The following is a 17747-nucleotide window of genomic DNA, read 5'->3' as shown; positions in this document are numbered from 1 at the left end:
TGGCCTACGCCGCCACGGGCTGCTTCTGCGGCTCCGGGGTGCTCTTCACCTTCTGCGCGTACATGTCGATGTACTCGCGGCCGGAGAGGGTCATCAGCTCGTACATGATCTCGTCGGTGACGGCGCGCTCGATGAACCGGTCGCCGGCCATCCCCGCGTACCGGGAGAAGTCCAGCGCCGGCCCGAAGCGGATGTGCACGCGCTTCAGGTTCGGCAGGATCTGCCCGATCGGCTGAACCTTGTCCATGTTCATCATCGCCACCGGCACGACCACGGCACCGGACTCCAGCGCCAGCCGGGCCACCCCGGTCTTGCCCCGGTAGAGCCGGCCGTCCGGCGAGCGGGTGCCCTCCGGGTAGATGCCGAAGACGCCGCCCTCCCGCAGGATCTTGAGGCCGACCTCCAGCGCGGCCCGGGCCGCCTTCCCGCCGGAACGGTCGATCGGCACCTGCCCCGTGCCGGCGAAGAACAGCTTGATCAGGCGGCCCTTGATGCCCTTGCCGGTGAAATACTCGGCTTTGGCCGGAAACGTGACCCGCCGTTTGACGCTCAGCGGCATGAAGATCGAGTCCGCGAACGACAGGTGGTTGCTGGCGATGATCACGGGCCCCTCGGCAGGGACGTGCTCCAGCCCCTCCACCCTGGGGCGGAAGATGAGCTTCAGCACAGGCCCGAGGACGATGTACTTGAGGAACCAGTAGAGCACCGCTCAACCTTCCAAGATCTGCCAACAATCGGTGATGACCGTCGCAAAGAGCCTACGAACCAGTTCGGCACACCACAACGCACTCCCGGAACCGCCCGTGCACGTGTCAGGATTTCGGTCAGCGGTTTTTTCGCGGCGGACCCGGTCGTCGCGGTGTCGGCCGCGGGGAGGGGCAGGCGGTGCCAGGGGGTGGGGCGCGGCGCGGCCGGCGCGACAACGGCCTGGTAGCGCAGGAATACGCGGTGGTCGGAGACGTCGACCCGCGGGTCGGCGAGCATCTGCTGGACGTGCTGGCGGCCGGTGGCATCGCCGCCTATCTGCAGCCCGCCACCGACCTGCACCCGGTGACGCGCACCACGACCCTGCCCGCCAGACCCACCGACCGGCTCTACGCTGATCGTGACCACCTCGCCACGGCGCGCGACTATTTCACCCAGCTTACCGCCGTGCCCGAGCAGCACACCCCACCCGCCGAGGCCCCCCAGCCCGCCACAGCGCCCTCACCCCAGTCATCCCCGTCATCCCAGTCATCCCAGGAGGCCAAGACGAGCCGCAAGTCGGACGACGAGACGTTCGCCAGCATCATCGCCGGCTTCCACACCACCGTCGATCCGACCAGCGCCCCCTGGCCCGCCGCCGAGGACCTCGACTCATCGGGCTCCGCCGCCGCCGACATGGACACCGAGCCGGCCCCCCGCACCCCGCTGCGCCGCGCCTCCGAGGCCGTCGACCGCTCCCTGCTGGACAGCCTCGACTCCTTCGGCGCCGACCTGCCCGACGACGAGGACGACGACGCCGGCTACACCCCGCCTCCCCCTCCCCCGCTGCCACGGATCGCCCCGTCGACCGTCCTGGCGGTCCTGGCCCTGATCGGCGGCCTGGTCCTGCTGATCTGGCCCGACCTCCTGCCGGTCTTCGGCCCCCAGTCCACCCTGTTCCTGGGCTTCGCCCTGCTGCTGAGCGGCTTCGTCACCCTGATCCTGCGCCTACGCCCCGGCGACGAAGAGGACGACGACCCCGACAACGGCGCCCGCGTCTGACCCACCCCCAACCACGGCGCCCCCGCGTCTGACCCACCCCGCCGACGACGAGGACGACGGCCCCGACCACGGGTACGCGTCCGCTCCACCGCCGACAACGGCACGCCGCGCCTGCCCTTCGCCCGCGTCCCGGCAACCGCGGTGATGCCGCACAGGCCGGTGCCGTGGCGGGGGTCGGCGCCGGCCCTGAACGCACGCACCGCCACCGGCCTGCTGCGACGAAGACCTCCACCACAGCCCCCGCATCCGGCCCACCTTCGGCACGCCACACCAGACCCTCGCCCGCACCCCGACGACGACCCCGACGCCTGCACCCCGACGACGGCGCCCCGGACGACGGCGCCCCGCGTTCTACCCGCCCCGGCACGACGGCACCCGCCACCAACCCACCCGGCAACAGCGCGCTACGGCGCGCTGCGGCTGGCCCTGCTGTCGCCGCCCGGTGGCCTGCCGCGCCGGCGTGTCGTGCGGGCGCGGCGCGTGATGGCGCTTCGTTGGCCGGGAGTGCGGCGGGCCTCGGGAGCTGCACGTCGCAGAGCGCGGCACGTCGCGGCGAGGACGGGCTCGGTGCCGGTGACGGGCCTACTTCCACACCGTACATCAATCGATCTAATCGACCTTGCGAAAGTCACGCTCCGCGCGCACGCCGATACAGCGTTAAGCGTGAAGCGTGGGGGCGGTCAGGCGGGCTTCTCCAGCCAGTCGAGGATGGCGTCGATGGGTTCCTGCCAGCGGGCGTCGAGCATCAGGTCGTGGCCCATGCCTGGGAAGAGGAGCGGGGAGCCGCCGTACCTGCGGGCGACCCACTCCAGCGCCGACGCGGAGACCACGCGGTCGTCGGGGCTGCCGGCGACGAGGACCGGCGGGGTGCCGACCGGGGGTTCGGGCTCCTGGCGGCGGATGAGCTGACGCTGCGCGCCGGCGGGGACCCGCTGGAGGCGGGCGGCGAACGACTGGGCCGCCGAGGCCGGCAGCGAGCGGCTGAACAGCTGCGTGGAGCGCAGGCTGACGTGGCCGCCGAAGAGGCCCGGGAGCGTGCCGGCGGGGTTGCGGCGCAGCAGGCCGAGCGCGGTGGCCAGGCCGCCGAAGACGGGGGCGACGAGGACGCCGGCGCGGGCCGGGTACCGGGCGAGCGCCATCGCCACGACGAGGGCGCCGGTGCCGTGGCCGACGAGGATCGCCTGCTTCGGCAGGCCCGCGGCGACCTGGGTGACGTCGTGGACGTAGTCGCGCAGGCGGGCGTCGGGGTCGGGGCCGCTGCCGCCGTGGCCGCGCAGGCTCATCGCGGCGGCGGGGAAGCCCCGGCCGGCGGTGTGCTCCAGCCAGTGCTGGGCGAAGGCCCAGGCGCCGTGGCCGTACCCGGGGACGAACAGCACCGGCGGGCGGTCATCAGAAGCCGAAGACGAAGACGAAGCAATAGCCGAAGACGAGGTGGGCTGCTCGGTGAGCACCTCGCGCCGCACCGGCTTCGGCGGCGACGACCACTCGTCGGAGCGCATGACGCGGGTCGTGGCGGACGGGGCACGGGTGGTCAACGGACCGCCTCCAGCTCGTGCAGGGACTTCTCCAGCTCCTGCAGGTACACGAAGTGGCTCACCTCGAACCAGTGCCGGGTCGAGTCGGTGACCTTGCCGGCGGTGAAACGCCGGTCGCCTTCCTGGCGCAGCTTCGCCCACAGGGCCTGCGCGCGGGTCGGCGACGCGTCGAGGACGCGCAGCCACTGGGCGATGAACACCGCCTGCCAGTGCGCCAGCGTGAACACCCCCGAGTCGGGCTGCAACAGGCCGGCGACGGCAAGGGTCGGGTGGGTGCGCGACAGCATCTGCAGCGCCAGTCGCGGGCGGCCGGCAGAGTCCGTCGAGAGCAGCTCCGGGGCGAGGAAGTCGAAGCTCGGCCGGTACCCCGTGGCGAAGACCACCAGGTCGGGGTCGATCGTGCGGCCGTCGGTGAGGACGACGTCCGTGCGGTCGAAGCGCTTGACGTCGGGCAGCGGCGTGATCCCGCCGTGTCCGAGGTAGTACGGCAGCTGGCTGTTGACGAGCGGGTGCATCTCGAGCAGGCCGTGGTCGGGTTTCGGCAGGCCGAAGCGGGTCAGGTCGCCGACGGTCATGTTGATCGTGCGTTGCAGCAGCCACTGGCGCAGCCGGAACGGCAGCCGCATCGCGAGGATCCGGTCGTTGACCTGGTCGGCGGGTTTGCCGAGGGCGTACTTCGGCGCGTACCAGTAGCCGCGGCGGGTCGAGTGCCAGCACTTCGCCGCCTGCTGGGCCGCCTCGACCGCGATGTCGCACCCGGTGTTGCCGGCGCCGACGACCAGCACCTTGCGCCCGCGCAGTTGGGAGGCGTCCTTGTACTGACTGGCGTGGATGACCTTGCCGCGGAAGTCCTCGAGCCCCTCGTACTCGGGCATCTTCGGCGACCAGTTGTGCCCGTTGGCGACCACGACGGCGGCGTAGCGCATGGTGCGCGGCGCCCCGCCCCGCGAGCCGCGCACGGTGACGTCCCACCGCGGCGGGCCGCCGGCCGGGTCGTCGGCGGGTTCGACCCGGGCGACCTCGGTGCCGAACCAGATGTGCTCCCGCAGCGAGAAGTGGTCGGCGTACCGCTCGAAGTAGGCGAGCAGCTGCGAGTGGTGCGGGTAGTCGGGCCAGTCGTCGGGCATCGGGAAGTCGGGGAACTGCGTGAACGGCTTCGACGAGATCAGGTGCGTGCTGGAGTACACGGGGCTGCGGTCGTGCCGCCAGTTCCACCCGCCGCCGACGCCGGTCTCGCGCTCGTAGCAGTCGACGCCGAAGCCCGCCTCGCGGAGGTTCTTGATCGCGGTGAGGCCGGTCCCGCCGGCGCCGATGACGCAGACGGTGTCGCCGCGGTCGTAGACGGGCTCGCCGTCGCGCCAGTGGGTCGCGCCGCCGGCCAGTTCGTCGAAGCTCGTCACCCGCGTCGTCTCCCCACTGCACCGCGTCCCACTGCACCGTGCGCCCCGGTCGCCGCGCACGCCTTGTCGCGGGCAGATCCTCGTCCGCTCGGCGCTGGTTTGTCCAGTCCCGCACGTCACGCCCCCGAACCCGGCACCCATGATCCGGAAGAGTTCGGGCAGCCCTGGGTGCACAAAGTCTTCCGGATCACGGGAAGGGCCCGGCGAGCCGGGAGGGCGGGCTACTCGGGCAGGTCGAGCTCGACGACGACCGGGAAGTGGTCGCTGGCCTGGCGGGCGGCGGGGGTGTCGACGACCTCGTAGGACAGGACGGTGATGCGGGGGTCGACGAAGACGACGTCGAGGCGTTCGCGTGGGGCCGAGCACGGGTACGTGTGGCGGGCGTCGGTGCCGGCGCTGTCGACGAGGCCGTCGGCGAGGGTGCGCCAGGCGGCGCCGCCGGAGTTCTCGTTGAGGTCGGCGGCGAAGACGACCGGCTCGGCCAGCTCGGACAGGTGCTGTTTGAGCAGCGTGGCCTGGCCGGGGCGTTCGGTGGCGTCGGTGGACAGGTGGGAGCCGGCGACCGCGAACGCCGACCGCCCGACGCGGCAGCGGACGAACGCGGCGCCGCGCATGTGCCGGCCGGGGGTCAGCGGGTAGCGGATGTCGAAGGCATCGATCGGGCGGACGCGCAGGTTGAGCAGGACGAGGTTGCCCAGGGACGGTAGGCCGCCGCCGCCGATGACGAGCTCGAAGTCGCGGGCGAGGGCCGCCGACTTCTGCCGCCACCGGAAGCGGCGGGGCGCCTCCTGCAGGATCGCCACGTCGGGCGCGATCTCCCGTACGACCTGCGAGAGGGCCCGGCGGTCGTCCCGCAGGCTGTGCAGGTTGTAGGAGAGGACCCTGAGTTTGCTCATACGCGCGCCAGGTCGGCGGCTCCGACCACTCCCGCGAGGTTGCCCATGAGGGCGGGGCGGACCTCGGCGACGGGAAGCCGGCCGCGCTGGGCGAGCTGCTCCTCGTAGCTGGCCCGGGCGGGCTTCATGAGCAGGTCGCCGGCGTCGATGACACCGCCGCCGACGACGATGACCTGCGGGTCGAGGATCTGCACGATGTCGGCGAGGGCGACGCCGAGCCAGCGGCCGATCTGCTCGAAGGCGCCGGTCGCGACGGTGTCGCCGAGGCGGGCGGCCTGCGTCACGAAGTGGCCCCGGATGGCGTCGGGGTCACCGCCGGCGAGGGCGAGGAGCTGCTCGGCGAGCTCGGGGTGGGCGCGGGCGTCGGCCTTGGCGAAGCGGACGAGGGCGTTGCCGCTGGCGTACTGCTCGAGGCAGCCGTTGCGCCCGCAGCCGCAGGGGTGGCCGCCGGGGACCATCGTCATGTGGCCGAGCTCGGCGGCGATGCCGTTGGTGCCTCGGATGAGGCCGCCGTTGATGACGATGCCGCCGCCGATGCCGGTGCCGACGGTGAAGAGGACCATCGAGCTGTCGGCGTCGTGGCCGGCGCCGAACTGGAACTCCGCCCAGGTGGCGGCGTTGCCGTCGTTCTCCACGACGACGGGCAGGCCGACCGCGGCGGTGATCTTCTCGCGCAGCGGCTCGTTGCGCCAGGCGAGGTTGGGGGCGAACTGGACGGTCGAGCGGGTCGCGTCGATCCAGCCCGCCGCGCCGATGCCGACGGCGTCGACGGGGTGCGCGGCGGCCAGCTCCTGGATCACCTCGATGATCCGGTCGGCCGTCTGCGACGAGTCCTGCGCCGGCGTGTCGCGCCGGGTCTGCGCGAGGACGTCACCCGCCGAGTCGACGACTCCGCCGAGGACCTTGGTTCCGCCGATGTCGACTCCGATGGTCAATCCCACCGCGTCTGTCTCCTCTCGCACAGGCGCTATGCCTCGGGATCAATCTTGGGTTTGACGGCCTTCTTGGCCATCGGTTTCGGCGACTTCGGTGTCTCCGTCGTGGCGTGCTGCCACACGTCTTCGGGTGTTTCGGGGGTTTCCGGTGTACCGGTGGATCCTGGCGAGCTGTCGCGACGCGCTCCGGTCGCGCTGTCGCCGCCGAAGGCTCGCAGGACGCCCGCCAGGCCGACGGCCAGGTCGCCGACGCCGGTGGCGAGGCGCTCGGCGAACTCGGGGTCGGGGTCGCGGGCGGCGGCGATGGCCTTGCAGACCGGGCAGACGCAGCACTCGGCGGAGCCGGTGGCGAAGCCGGCGGTGCTGTTCGCGGCGACCGACAGGGCGGCGAGTGCGGTCGCGACGAGGCGTTCAGCCTCCTCGCGCGCATCCCGGCTCATGCCGCACCCCCGGACAGGCCCTCGACCCGGCGCTTGAGCTCCTTGAGCGCGGTGTCCATGATCATCTTCTCGGCCTTGCGCTTGAACATGCCGAGCATGCCGATCGCGAGCTCCACGGCGAGGGAGTACGTGACCGTGGAGGTGCCGTCGCCGTTGGCGGTGATGTCGTAGGAGCCGTCCTGCTGCTTCTGCATCTTCGACGGCGCGACCAGGCTCCACTCGATCCGGGTCAGGTCCTCGGCATACTCGTACTGCAGCGTGTACTCGTCCGACACCGGGCCGGAGTCCAGCGCGAAGCGCACCTGACTGGCGTAGCCGTCCTCGTACTCCTCGACCACCTCGACCGATTTCACCGCGGCGACCCACTCGGGGTATCGGGCGAAGTCGGCGATGACCTCGGCGATGCGCTCCGGGGGCGCGTCAATGACGATCGACTGCGTCGAAGTGTCGGCCATGCGTGGCAGGCTACCTCTGCGGTGCGCCTGACGATCCGTCGGCAGGGTAGGTTCCCGAATACGGGTTGAACGAAGGAGTCGGAACGTGCGCGAGTTCACCGTGCCCTCAGCGGTCACTGTCGGCGACCACGCCACGCTGACCGACCCCGTGTGGGACAACGCGGTCACCGCGCCGGACGCGGTGCAGTTCCAGCGCCAGCAAGCTGGCGGATGGCAGGATGTCACCTGCGCGCAGTTCCACGACCAGGTGCTGACGCTCGCCCGGGGGCTGCTCGCCGCCGGCGTCGAGCCCGGTGAGCGGGTCGCGCTGATGAGCAAGACGCGCTACGAGTGGACCCTCATCGACTACGCGATCTGGTCGGTCGGCGCGGTCACCGTGCCGATCTACGAGACGTCCAGCGCGGAGCAGGTCGCCTGGATCCTCGAGGACTCCGGTGCGGTCGCCTGCTTCGTCGAGACCGACACGCACCGCGACACGGTCGCCGCGATCCGCGACCGGCTGCCGGCGGTCGAGCACGTGTGGCAGATCGACGGCGCGCCCGGCACGCCCGGCGCGATCGACGTCCTCGGCGCCGACGGCGCGGCCGTGCCCCGCGAGGACGTCGAGCGGCGGCGGGCCGGCACCAGGGCCGACGACCTCGCCACGATCATCTACACCAGCGGGACCACCGGCCGGCCCAAGGGCTGCATGATCACCCACCGCAACATGCTGTCGGACATCGTCAACGCGATCCCCGAGCTGCAGTCGCTGTTCCACCAGGGTGCCCGGACGCTGCTGTTCCTGCCCCTGGCGCACTCGTTCGCCCGGCTGATCCAGATCGGCGTCGTGCAGGCCCGGGCCACGATGGGCCACACCGCCGACACGAAGAACCTGGCGGCGACCCTGCAGAGCTTCCGGCCGACGTTCGTGCTGTCGGTGCCGCGCGTGTTCGAGAAGGTGTACAACACGGCGAAGCAGCGCGCCCACGCCGACGGCAAGGGCGCCATCTTCGACCGGGCGGAGCGGGTGGCGATCGCGTTCAGCTCCGCGGAGCGGCCCGGTCCGCTGTTGCGCGCGCAGCACGCGTTGTTCGACCGTCTCGTGTACGGGAAACTGCGGGCCGCGCTCGGCGGGCAGTGCTCGCGGGCGATCTCCGGCGGCGCGCCCCTCGGCGAGCGGCTCGCGCACTTCTACCGCGGCATCGGCGTCACCATCTTCGAGGGGTACGGGCTGACCGAGACCTCCCCCGCCACCAACGCCAACCGCGACACCGGCGCGCGCATGGGCACCGTCGGGCGCCCGCTGCCCGGCGTCACGATCCGCATCGACGACGACGGCGAGATCCTCGTCCAGGGCGACATCGTCTTCAAGGGGTACTGGAACAACCCTGCCGCGACGGCGGAGGCGATCGACGCGGACGGCTGGTTCCACACCGGCGACATCGGCGAGCTCGACGACGACGGGTACCTGCGCATCACCGGTCGCAAGAAGGAGCTCATCGTCACCGCCGGCGGCAAGAACGTCGCCCCGGCCGTCCTGGAGGACCGGGTCCGCGCGCACCCGCTCGTCAGCCAGTGCATGGTCGTCGGCGACCGGCAGCCGTTCATCGCCGCCCTCGTCACCGTCGACCCCGACGCGCTGCCGGCCTGGGCCTCCGCGCACGGCAAGCCCGCCGGCGCCGACGCGGCCGCGCTCGTCGACGACCCCGAGCTGCGCGCCGAGATCCAGACCGCGATCGACGACGCCAACACCACCGTGTCGAAGGCCGAGGCGATCAAGGTGTTCCGGATCCTGCCGCAGGACTTCACCGAGGCGACCGGCACGCTCACTCCGTCGTTGAAGGTGAAGCGGAACGTTGTCCTGAAGGAGTACGCCGGCGAGATCGCCGCCATCTACGAGCGCTGATGCATTCACCTACGGTAGGGAGGACCATTCGTTGACCGAGCTGACGGTGCTGGGCGACCGTCCCAGAGGCGCCGTGATCGCGGTTCGTGTCCTGATGCTCGCGCTCGTCGCGGCGCTGCTGTTCATCGACGGCACGCGTGCCGAGGAGCTGCTCTGGCTCGCGCTGCTGCTGATCGCGGTCGCGATCGCCACGGTCGCGCCGCCGGCGCACCGGATCGCGCACTTCGGGCGCGCCGCCGAGGTGCTCGTCGTCGCGCTCGCCGCCTCCGGCGTGGACACCGGCTTCCTCGTGTACCTGCCGGTGCCGGTCGTCGGCACGGCCCTCGCCTCGGGGATGGTCGTCGCCGGCGGTTACCTCGCGGCCGCGGTGGCGCTCCTCGTGGCCGGTGGTGCCGCCGACGGGGTGCTCGACGAGCGCCGGCACCTCGCCGCCTGCCTGACCTGGGTGGTCGTCGCCGGGGTCAGCGCGTATCAGGCGGGGGTCCTGCAGCGGGCGTTCCTCGCCCGGCGCACCGACGAGACGCCGCAGCCGTACGTGGAGGCGACCCGCCTGCTCACCCAGCTGCGCAGCGTCGCCCGGCAGCTGCCAGGCGCGACCCTCGACCCCGGCGGCCTCGCCGAGCACCTCCTCGACGAGGTCCGGGCGATGGTCCCGTCGTCCCGCGGCGCCGTCCTGTCCGGCAGCGGCGGTGGCCGGCTCGTCGTGCTCGCCCAGGCCGGCGTGGAGCGCCTCGACTGGGAGACCGCGCTGGACACCGAGAGCTCCGTCGCCGACGCGTGGGCGACCCAGCAGCCGGTCGTGTCGGGCCGCTCGCAGGCCCGCTCGGTCGCGCCCAGCCGCGACATCTCCTCGATGGTCGTGCCGCTCGTCGCCGGCGTCCGCACCGTCGGGCTCATCATCCTGGAGAGTGACACCGCCGGGGCGTACCCGCCGGCGATCCTCGCCCGCGTGACCGGCCTGACCGGTGCGGCCGCGCTGCGCCTCGAGGCGGCGCTGCTCTTCGACGAGGTCCGGTCCCTCGCCACCACCGAGGAGCGGCAGCGGCTCGCCCGCGAGATCCACGACGGTGTCGCCCAGGAGCTCGTCATGGTCGGCTACGGCATCGACAACGCGGTCGCCGCGCTGCCCGACGCCGCCGCCGCCGAGGAGGAGCTGCGCATCCTGCGCGCCGAGGTCACCCGCGTCATCACCGAGCTGCGGCTGTCGCTGTTCGAGCTGCGCAGCGAGGTCGACCGGTACGGCGGCCTCACCGCGGCGATCGCCGACTACGCCCGCACCGTCGGCGCCTCCGCCGGGCTCCGCGTGCACCTCTCGCTCGACGAAACCACCGCCCGGCTGCCCGCCGCGGTCGAGGCGGAACTGCTGCGCATTGCCCAGGAAGCCATCACGAACGCGCGGAAACACGCCGGGGCGGAGAATCTTTGGGTAACGTGCGCGGTCGATCCACCGTTCGCACAGGTAGAAATCTCCGACGATGGAAGCGGCATCGGTGAGAACCGCCCAGACGGACGCTATGGTCTTGCGATCATGGCCGAGAGAGCGGAACGTATCCGAGGCCGGTTGGAGATCACACCGCGCGTGCCGAATGGGACAACAGTGGCGGTTGTGCTCGGAACCGCACCGCGTGCGCGGTAGCGTGAAGGCACCAGAGGGAGAGAGCACCGGGAATGTCGACTACCGCGACGCCGACGACACGTACCAAAGTTCTGCTCGTCGACGACCACGATCTCATCCGCCGAGGACTGCGACACGCCTTCGAGCGTGACCGGCAGTTCGAGGTGGTGGGCGAGGCCGCGACGGCCGCCGAGGCGATCCGCCAGGCCGGCGCCCTGCAGCCCGACGTGGTCATCATGGACCTGCGCCTCCCCGACGGCAGCGGTCTGGAGGCGACCCGCGCCCTGCGCAAGACCAGCAACACCATGGGCATCGTGGTCCTGACCATGTACGCCGGCGACGACCAGCTCTTCGGCGCGCTCGAGGCCGGCGCCTCCGCGTTCGTGCCGAAGACCGCCCCGGCCGACGAGGTGGTCGCCGCGGCCCGTCACGCCGCGTCGGCGCCTTCCGCGTTCACCGCCGCCGACCTCGCCGAGGCGATGAAGCGGCGCCTGGCCCCCAGCGGCCCGCAGCTGTCCCCCCGTGAGGGCCAGGTGCTGCGCCTGCTCGCCGACGGCATGAGCGTCGCCGGCATCGCCAAGCAATTGTTCGTCTCCGAGTCCACCGCGAAGACGCACATATCGAAGCTGTACGAGAAGCTCGGCGCCGCCAACCGCGCCCAGGCCCTCATGACCGCCCTGCGGCTCGGCCTCCTCGAAGCCCCCGACGCCCCGAAGTTCTGACCCACTTCCCCGGATTTCGACTTTTCGATAGGCGCTGGCCGATCTGCCCCCAACCCCCAGAACGGCCAGCCTGTCGTTTCTCAACCCCGCATCCCGCCCGCCGCCATTGACCACATTCGCACCGCGGGCGCCCATTCCTCCACCTCCACGCGAATCCCCCACTCGTTCGGCCCCCGCCGACCAGCACCACTTCGAAGCCACCACCCACCCACTCCGACCGCCGATCCCGTCCGCTCCGACCACACCGCACCCGCGCTCATGATCCAAGGCCGACCACGGCCGCCCGGACAGCCACCACGCGACTTCGATCACCGAGCTGGCGGACCATGAACGCGACTCCCCGGCACCACCCTCCCCACGCCACGCCCACGCCCACGCCCAAGGACAACCACGGCCGCCCCGACGGCCACGAGGCGACTTCGATCACCGCGAAGGCGGGACACAGCGCAGCTCCCCGGGCACCGCTCTGAGCACGCCACGCGTGCGCTCATGATCCAAGGACGGTTGCGGCTGCCCCGACGGCCACTGCGCGACTTCGATCTGTGCGCCGCCGGATCTGCGGCACCCGCTCGAACGGGACCGCGACCCGAAGCATCCAGCGCTCCCGGAAACAGGAAGCGCAGGTCAGCACGTCGCAGGCCAGGAGCTGCGACACCAATGCCGCGCTCCCCGACGGCGCCGGACTCGACCGCGCCAGGCCTCTCCGGCACTCGTCCGTACGGGACCGCCGGTCGGAGAAGCGCGGACCGGCGTGCCGCGAAGCGGGGGACGGTGGCCGGGTGCCGCCGGCGTCAGCGGGAGCCGGGCGGAGCTTGGGTGAGCAGGGTGCGAAGACGGTCCGCCTGGGTCTCCCAGCGCCACTCCGACTCGACCCAGGCGCGCCCCGCGGCGCCCATCCTCGCGGCGAGGGCGGGGTCCTGCAGGAGGGTCGTGATGCGGTCGGCGACGGCGGGCACGGCGCGGCCCGGGACGACGAACCCTGTCTCGCCCTCACGGACGGCGTCGGGGGCGCCGCCGGAATCGCCGGCGACGACGGGGAGGCCGGTGGCGGAGGCTTCGAGGTACACGATGCCGAGCCCCTCGACGTCGAGCCCGCGGCGGCGGGTGCGGCAGGGCATCGCGAAGACGTCGCCGGCGGCGTAGTGGGCGGGCAGCTCGGCCCACGACACGGCGCCGGTGAACACGACGTCGCGCTCGACGCCGGTCTCGCGGGCCAGGCGCTCCAGGGCCGGCCGGTGCGGCCCGCCGCTGACCAGCAGCAGCGCGGCGTCGGGGACAGCGCGGCGGATGAGCGGCAGCGCCCGGATCAGCACGTCCTGGCCCTTGCGGGGCACGAGGCGGGACACGCAAACGATGACGGGCCGGTCGGTGAGATGGTGGCGGGCGCGGACCAGGTGGCGGTCGACCTGTGGTGAATACGCGTCGACGTCGACCCCTGGCGCCAGCCGCTGCAGCGACGTGAGCCCGTCGAGGACCTTGGCGAGCCGGGTGCGCGTGTACTCACCCAGGTACGTGACGACGTCGGCCCCCCGGCCGATGCGCCGCAGCAGGGTGCGGGCGCCGGGCAGCGCGGCCCAGCCGACCTCGTGCCCGTGGGTGAGCGCGACGACCCGCTCGACCCCCGCCCGGCGCCGCAGGCCATCGGCGAGCAGCCCGAGCGGCGCCGCCGCCCCGAACCAGACACTGTCGCAACCGTGCGCCCGGGCGAGCTCGGCGGCGCGCCGGGCGACACCGGCCGTGGGCAGGAGCATGCCCGTCCGCTCCCGGACCACCTCGAACGGCTGCTCCGCGTCGAACTTCTCCGCCCCCTGGAACGTCGAGCAGTAGACGACGACCGACCCGGCGGGCTGCCGCACCGCCAGGTTGTGGACGAACTGCTGGATCCCGCCGGGCCTGGGCGGGAAGTCATTCGTGACGAGCAGGGTGGTCACCGTGCACCCCGCCCTGCCGCGGACCCGCGGGACGCCGCGCCGGGTCGCCGGTCCCCACCCGGCCGGGCCGGACCGGCAGTCGTCGCGCGCGCCGTGCTCACCGCTCGCCCCGGGCCCAGGCGCGGGCCTCGGCCATGCGCTCCACGGCGGTCGGGTGGGAACCGAACAGGAACTGCTCGACGGGGTTGGGGTCGGGGTCGCCGAGGTTGACCAGGGAGAGCCGGCCCTGCATGGCCTCGAAGCCGGCCGGGTCGGCGGTGAGCTGCAGGGCGTGCCGGTCGGCGCGGGCCTCGACGCGGCGCGACACGAACGCCTGGGCCGGGCCGGCGAGCAGGCCCGCCACGGTCGCGACGGCGATCAGCAGGGCGACCGCGCGCGGCTCGCCGATCGAGTCCACGCCCGCGCGGCGCAGCAGGGCGCCCCACGAGCCCAGCAGGTACAGCGCGCAGACGGCGGCGGCCGCGCCGAACGCGCCGAGCAGCGTGCCGGTGAGCACGTCATTGTCCTTGGCGTGGCCGAGCTCGTGCGCGACGACCGACTCGACCTCCTCCGGCGGCGCCTTCTCCAGCAGGGTGTCGTAGACGACGATGCGGCGGGTCGGGCCGAGACCGGACACGTACGCGTTGACGGCCCGGGTGCGGCGGGACGCGTCGGCGATCAGCACGTCGCGGACGGGGACGCCGTCGCGCTCGGCGAGCGCCATGAGCCGGGTCCGCTGCTCCCCCTCGGGCATCGGGGTGAACTTGTTGAAGACCGGCTCGACCAGCACCGGGAAGATGAACGACAGCAGCACCGTGAGCAGGGCCGCGCCGACCGCTCCCCACGCCCACCACCAGCGGGGCACGAAGTGCGTGATGGTGAAGAAGCCGACGAGCACGACCGCGCCGATCACCGCGCCGACGGCATAGCCCTTGAGCATGTCGACCGTCCAGGCGGACCAGTCCTGCGTGGACAGCCCATAGCGCCTGAGGATGGACTGGCGCCAGGCGGCGAGCGGCAGCGCCGCCACCTCACCGACGAAGACGACGGCGAGCCCGCCGAGCAGCGCCCGGGCGAGCCAGTGGCCGCCGAACGGCCGGGACACCTGCTCGACGATCCACGCGCCGGCCGGGGTCAGGCCGAGCAGGAGCGCGACGAGCAGGCCGAGGCCGATGGACAGATACATCCCGGGGCGCAGCGCCGCATGGAACGCCTGCCCCTTGGCGACGGCGTCGGCGGGCAGCGTGTCGAGCGCGGCGAGCTGGTCGGCTCGCGGCGCGGGCGGCGCCGACCAGGGCACCCGCAGCGCCGCGACCACCACGACCGCGACGATCAGCGCCGCGAGGGTGATCGCCGCCCATGCGCGAGGAGTCACGCCGCACCTCCTGGTCGGAAACTCCGCAAGCTTATGCGGCGCGGTGCCGTCTCGACCGACGCGGTGCGGCCGGCTCGACGTGGGTGGGGTCGAGCACGGTGACCTCGAACCCGGCCCGCTCGAACACCTCGATGGCGCGGACCTCGGCCGCGCCGAGCTGGTGCAGGGCGGGTGGCGTGTCGAGCAGCAGGGTCACCACGCAACCGCCGCAGGCGGTGCCGCGCACTGAACAGGTCTCGCAGTCGACGAGCATCGCTCCTCCTCCGTTGACCGTCTGTAGCTCCACGGTAAGCGGGGGGTATGACAAAAATGCGTTTCCGCAGGTCAGGAGCGTGATAGCCGGCGGAGGAGGGTGTCGTTCCCCAGCGGGTACGCACCGTGACGGCGTACACCGTCGATGACCTCCTTGTCGGAGGAGATCACCACGACCGGGCGGCCGGCCGGCTCGGCCCTGACCAGGCGCCGGATCAGCTCGTCGGCGGTCTCGCCCTTCTTGGAGAACAGCACCCGCACGCCGCGCGGCGCCGGCGGCAGCCCGACGACCCGCTCGGCGCCGTCGAAGACGACGGTGACCTCGGCCCTGGTCTGGGCGACGAGACCGCCGACCCCGGCGACCAGGCGGTTGCGCTGCTGTTCGAGGGAGAGCTCCCCGTAGCCCTTCTTCGTGACGTTGTACCCGTCGACGATCATGTGCGCCTTCGGCAGGCTCAGCAGCTGGTCGAGGCGGGCGGGGTCGTCGGCGTCGAGCGCCCGGGCCGCGCCGGCGCCGGGCGCGTTGTCCGGGCGGTCGGCGTCGTGCTCGGCGACGAAGTCGGCCGGCAGCCGGTCGGTGGGGTCGAGGGCCAGCTCGCGGCGCAGCCCCACGGCGGCCTGCCCGATCGTCTCCAGCAGCAGCCAGAGGCGGGCGTCGTCGACGGCGCGGGCGTCCTTGGCGCTCTGCCGCTGGGCGCCGGCCACGGTCTCCGCCTCGGCGAGCTTGGCGCGCACGCGGCGCAGCTCGGCGTCGTGGTCGGCGGTCGCCCGGGTGGCGCGGCCCTTCTCGCTGGCGAGCATGTCGGTCGCCTTGCGCTCCTTGGCCTGGCTCTCCCGCAGCGCCTTGCCCAGCGAGCGGACCTCCTCGCGGAGGCCGGCGGTCTCGTCGCGGAGGCGGGCCAGCTCGTCGCGGAGCTTGTCGGCCTCGACCCGGGCGACGGCGCGGTCGTGCTCGGCGCGGGCGAGGCGCTGCTCGACGTCGCGGATGCGGTCGGACGCGGCGGCGTCCTCGGCCTCGGTGCGGACCGTGTCGGTGGCCCGCTCGACCAGGTCGCGCCAGCCGTCGGGGCGGGCGAGGTAGGCCAGCGCGGCGACCTCGACGGGGTCGGCGGCCGGCGGCGCGACCCCTTCCAGGATCGAGGCGCCCAGGTCACCGGCGTCGTTGACGACCCTGGTCGCGAGGCGCTGGCGCAGCAGCGGGTCGCCGGACAGCTGCATCGCGATGACGGGTCCGCCGAGGCGGGCGCGCCGGTTGGGGGCGAACTTCGCGACCCGCCGCAGCGGCATCGGCAGCTCGTCGAGGGGCAGGCCGGTCATGGCGCCGGCCGCGAGGGAGATGACCCGCTGGCGGATGATCTCGGGCAGCGCGGGCTCGGCGCCGCCGTCGGAGTCCGGCAGGTCGACGTCCTCCGGCGCAGACGTCACCGCGGCCTCGTCGTCGAGGTCGTCGGGAGCATCGTGCGCGGGCATCACTCCAGTGTCGCATTGTCGACCAGATTCGCCCCGGATGGTCTCCAGGACCGGCGGCTTCCCTCGAAAGGCTAAAAGCTGACATATCCTTATTTCACCCGATTGGGTACGCCAGCGAGGAGGCACGGACATGCAGCCGCCGGTACCCGACAACGAAGCGGAACGGATCTCGACCCTGCGGGGACTGGCGGTCCTCGACACCCCGCCGGAGACAGACTTCGACGACATCGTCAGGATCGCGTCGGAGGTCTGCGGCGCCCCGATCTCCCTGGTCACCCTGGTCGACACCCAGCGACAGTGGTTCAAGGCCAAGACCGGCCTCGACGGCATCACCGAGACGCCCCGCGAAGTGGCGTTCTGCGCCCACGCGATCATGGGCCGCGACCTGATGGTCGTCCCGGACGCCACCGCGGACGCGCGGTTCGCCGACAACCCGTTCGTCAGAGCCGCGGACGGCATCCGCTTCTACGCCGGCGCGCCCCTGCTGACCAGCGAAGGCGCGGCACTGGGCACCCTGTGCGTGGTCGACCACGCGCCGCACCGGCTCAACCTGGACCAGATGCGGGCGTTGCGGGCGCTCGCCAGGCAGGTCACGGAGCTGCTCGAGCTGCGGCGCCTGGTCGACGCCGCCGCGCTCGACGGCCCGCCCGAGTCCAGGTCGGTCGACCTCACCTACCTGACCGAGGCCCGCATCCGCGAGTTGCGCCCCATCGCGGACGCCAGAAACATGGCCATCACCCTCGGAGTGACCGATGCGGCGTCGGTACAGGCGGATCCCGGCCGACTGTCGCGCGCGCTGGACTATGTGGTGTTCTCGGCGTTGAAGGTCGCGCCGCCCGGCGGACGGGTCGCGGTGCGGGTGCTGGGCACCCCGGTCCCGACGGTGGAGATCAGCCACGCGGGTGGTTCGATCGCCCCGGAGTGGCAGGCCGACCTCGACGGCACGCGGGAGGCCGACGAGCTGGTCCCGCGGGCCGTGGCGGAGATCCTGCGGTCCCACGGGGCGACCGTGGCCAGGACCAACGCGGCCCTCGGCTCGCCGGACGTCCGGTTCGAGCTGCGCTTCCCGCCGCACTGAGCGATTTTTTGTCACACCCTGGTCGTAGTGTGC

General features: G+C 72.6%; 16 protein-coding genes. 5 read left to right on the top strand and 11 right to left on the bottom strand.

Annotated features, from left to right (window positions below; genetic code table 11):
• Positions 1–4: 4 nt before the first annotated feature.
• Positions 5–706: a lysophospholipid acyltransferase family protein gene (locus ABD332_RS33190; RefSeq protein WP_344506282.1), complete on the bottom strand. Its 702-nt coding sequence runs from the start codon at positions 704–706 to the stop codon at positions 5–7.
• A 179-nt stretch (positions 707–885) separates the two neighbouring features.
• On the opposite strand from ABD332_RS33190, the gene ABD332_RS33185 reads away from it, so the two are divergent.
• Positions 886–1746 carry a DUF308 domain-containing protein gene (locus ABD332_RS33185; RefSeq protein ID WP_344506281.1) on the top strand — a complete coding sequence of 287 codons (861 nt, stop codon included), beginning with the start codon at positions 886–888 and terminating at the stop codon, positions 1744–1746.
• Between the two features lie 680 nt (positions 1747–2426).
• Here ABD332_RS33185 and ABD332_RS33180 read toward each other — a convergent pair.
• The 6 genes from ABD332_RS33180 to ABD332_RS33155 form a co-directional block, all read right to left on the bottom strand.
• Entirely contained in the window at positions 2427–3245 is an 819-nt protein-coding gene (locus ABD332_RS33180; RefSeq protein WP_344506346.1) for an alpha/beta hydrolase, read from the bottom strand.
• Positions 3246–3277: 32 nt separating this feature from the next.
• On the bottom strand, positions 3278–4681 hold the full coding sequence (locus ABD332_RS33175; RefSeq protein WP_344506280.1) for a flavin-containing monooxygenase: 1404 nt from the start codon (positions 4679–4681) through the stop codon (positions 3278–3280).
• 221 nt (positions 4682–4902) lie between these two features.
• Positions 4903–5577 (bottom strand): endonuclease/exonuclease/phosphatase family protein, encoded by a 675-nt coding sequence (locus tag ABD332_RS33170; RefSeq protein WP_344506279.1) that lies wholly within the window; start codon positions 5575–5577, stop codon positions 4903–4905.
• Positions 5574–6518, bottom strand: a complete 945-nt coding sequence (locus ABD332_RS33165; protein WP_344506278.1) for an ROK family glucokinase — start codon at positions 6516–6518, stop codon at positions 5574–5576. The genes ABD332_RS33170 and ABD332_RS33165 overlap by 4 nt, the downstream gene beginning before the upstream one ends.
• 26 nt (positions 6519–6544) lie before the next feature.
• The gene (locus tag ABD332_RS60170) at positions 6545–6952 is read right to left on the bottom strand and encodes a hypothetical protein (RefSeq protein WP_425552327.1); all 408 of its coding nucleotides are present in this window, start codon (positions 6950–6952) and stop codon (positions 6545–6547) included.
• Positions 6949–7407 (bottom strand): SRPBCC family protein, encoded by a 459-nt coding sequence (locus ABD332_RS33155; RefSeq protein ID WP_344506277.1) that lies wholly within the window; start codon positions 7405–7407, stop codon positions 6949–6951. The genes ABD332_RS60170 and ABD332_RS33155 overlap by 4 nt, the downstream gene beginning before the upstream one ends.
• Before the next feature lie 85 nt (positions 7408–7492).
• Here ABD332_RS33155 and ABD332_RS33150 point away from each other — a divergent pair, with 85 nt between their 5' ends.
• From ABD332_RS33150 to ABD332_RS33140, 3 genes are all read left to right on the top strand, one after another.
• Positions 7493–9292 carry an AMP-dependent synthetase/ligase gene (locus ABD332_RS33150; RefSeq protein WP_344506276.1) on the top strand — a complete coding sequence of 600 codons (1800 nt, stop codon included), beginning with the start codon at positions 7493–7495 and terminating at the stop codon, positions 9290–9292.
• A gap of 94 nt (positions 9293–9386) precedes the next feature.
• Positions 9387–10928, top strand: coding sequence for a sensor histidine kinase (locus ABD332_RS33145; protein ID WP_344506345.1), 1542 nt, complete (start codon positions 9387–9389; stop codon positions 10926–10928).
• Positions 10929–10960: 32 nt separating this feature from the next.
• Complete coding sequence (locus ABD332_RS33140; RefSeq protein WP_033362529.1) at positions 10961–11629, top strand: response regulator transcription factor; 669 nt, start codon at positions 10961–10963, stop codon at positions 11627–11629.
• Between the two features lie 791 nt (positions 11630–12420).
• Here ABD332_RS33140 and ABD332_RS33135 read toward each other — a convergent pair.
• From ABD332_RS33135 to ABD332_RS33120, 4 genes are all read right to left on the bottom strand, one after another.
• Entirely contained in the window at positions 12421–13560 is a 1140-nt protein-coding gene (locus ABD332_RS33135) for a glycosyltransferase family 4 protein (protein WP_344506275.1), read from the bottom strand.
• Between the two features lie 97 nt (positions 13561–13657).
• Complete coding sequence (locus ABD332_RS33130; RefSeq protein WP_344506274.1) at positions 13658–14914, bottom strand: M48 family metallopeptidase; 1257 nt, start codon at positions 14912–14914, stop codon at positions 13658–13660.
• A 31-nt stretch (positions 14915–14945) separates the two neighbouring features.
• Positions 14946–15167: a hypothetical protein gene (locus ABD332_RS33125; protein WP_344506273.1), complete on the bottom strand. Its 222-nt coding sequence runs from the start codon at positions 15165–15167 to the stop codon at positions 14946–14948.
• Between the two features lie 71 nt (positions 15168–15238).
• Positions 15239–16636: an NYN domain-containing protein gene (locus ABD332_RS33120; protein ID WP_344506272.1), complete on the bottom strand. Its 1398-nt coding sequence runs from the start codon at positions 16634–16636 to the stop codon at positions 15239–15241.
• A 130-nt stretch (positions 16637–16766) separates the two neighbouring features.
• On the opposite strand from ABD332_RS33120, the gene ABD332_RS33115 reads away from it, so the two are divergent.
• Positions 16767–17714 carry a GAF domain-containing sensor histidine kinase gene (locus ABD332_RS33115; protein WP_344506271.1) on the top strand — a complete coding sequence of 316 codons (948 nt, stop codon included), beginning with the start codon at positions 16767–16769 and terminating at the stop codon, positions 17712–17714.
• Positions 17715–17747 lie beyond the last annotated feature (33 nt).

The organism is Dactylosporangium maewongense, assembly GCF_039531485.1.
Taxonomy (GTDB): domain Bacteria; phylum Actinomycetota; class Actinomycetes; order Mycobacteriales; family Micromonosporaceae; genus Dactylosporangium; species Dactylosporangium maewongense.
Note: the sequence above shows the minus strand (reverse complement) of the source record. Positions and strands in the feature narration are given on the sequence as shown.

Bases quoted from the DNA above. Each gene is read 5' to 3' on its own strand.
- ABD332_RS33170 (WP_344506279.1), bottom strand. From the start codon at position 5,577: ATGAGCAAACTCAGGGTCCTCTCCTACAACCTGCACAGCCTGCGGGAC.
- ABD332_RS33140 (WP_033362529.1), top strand. From the start codon at position 10,961: ATGTCGACTACCGCGACGCCGACGACACGTACCAAAGTTCTGCTCGTC.
- ABD332_RS33180 (WP_344506346.1), bottom strand. From the start codon at position 3,245: ATGCGCTCCGACGAGTGGTCGTCGCCGCCGAAGCCGGTGCGGCGCGAG.
- ABD332_RS33125 (WP_344506273.1), bottom strand. From the start codon at position 15,167: ATGCTCGTCGACTGCGAGACCTGTTCAGTGCGCGGCACCGCCTGCGGC.
- ABD332_RS33145 (WP_344506345.1), top strand. From the start codon at position 9,387: ATGCTCGCGCTCGTCGCGGCGCTGCTGTTCATCGACGGCACGCGTGCC.
- ABD332_RS33115 (WP_344506271.1), top strand. From the start codon at position 16,767: ATGCAGCCGCCGGTACCCGACAACGAAGCGGAACGGATCTCGACCCTG.
- ABD332_RS60170 (WP_425552327.1), bottom strand. From the start codon at position 6,952: ATGAGCCGGGATGCGCGCGAGGAGGCTGAACGCCTCGTCGCGACCGCA.
- ABD332_RS33120 (WP_344506272.1), bottom strand. From the start codon at position 16,636: ATGCCCGCGCACGATGCTCCCGACGACCTCGACGACGAGGCCGCGGTG.
- ABD332_RS33155 (WP_344506277.1), bottom strand. From the start codon at position 7,407: ATGGCCGACACTTCGACGCAGTCGATCGTCATTGACGCGCCCCCGGAG.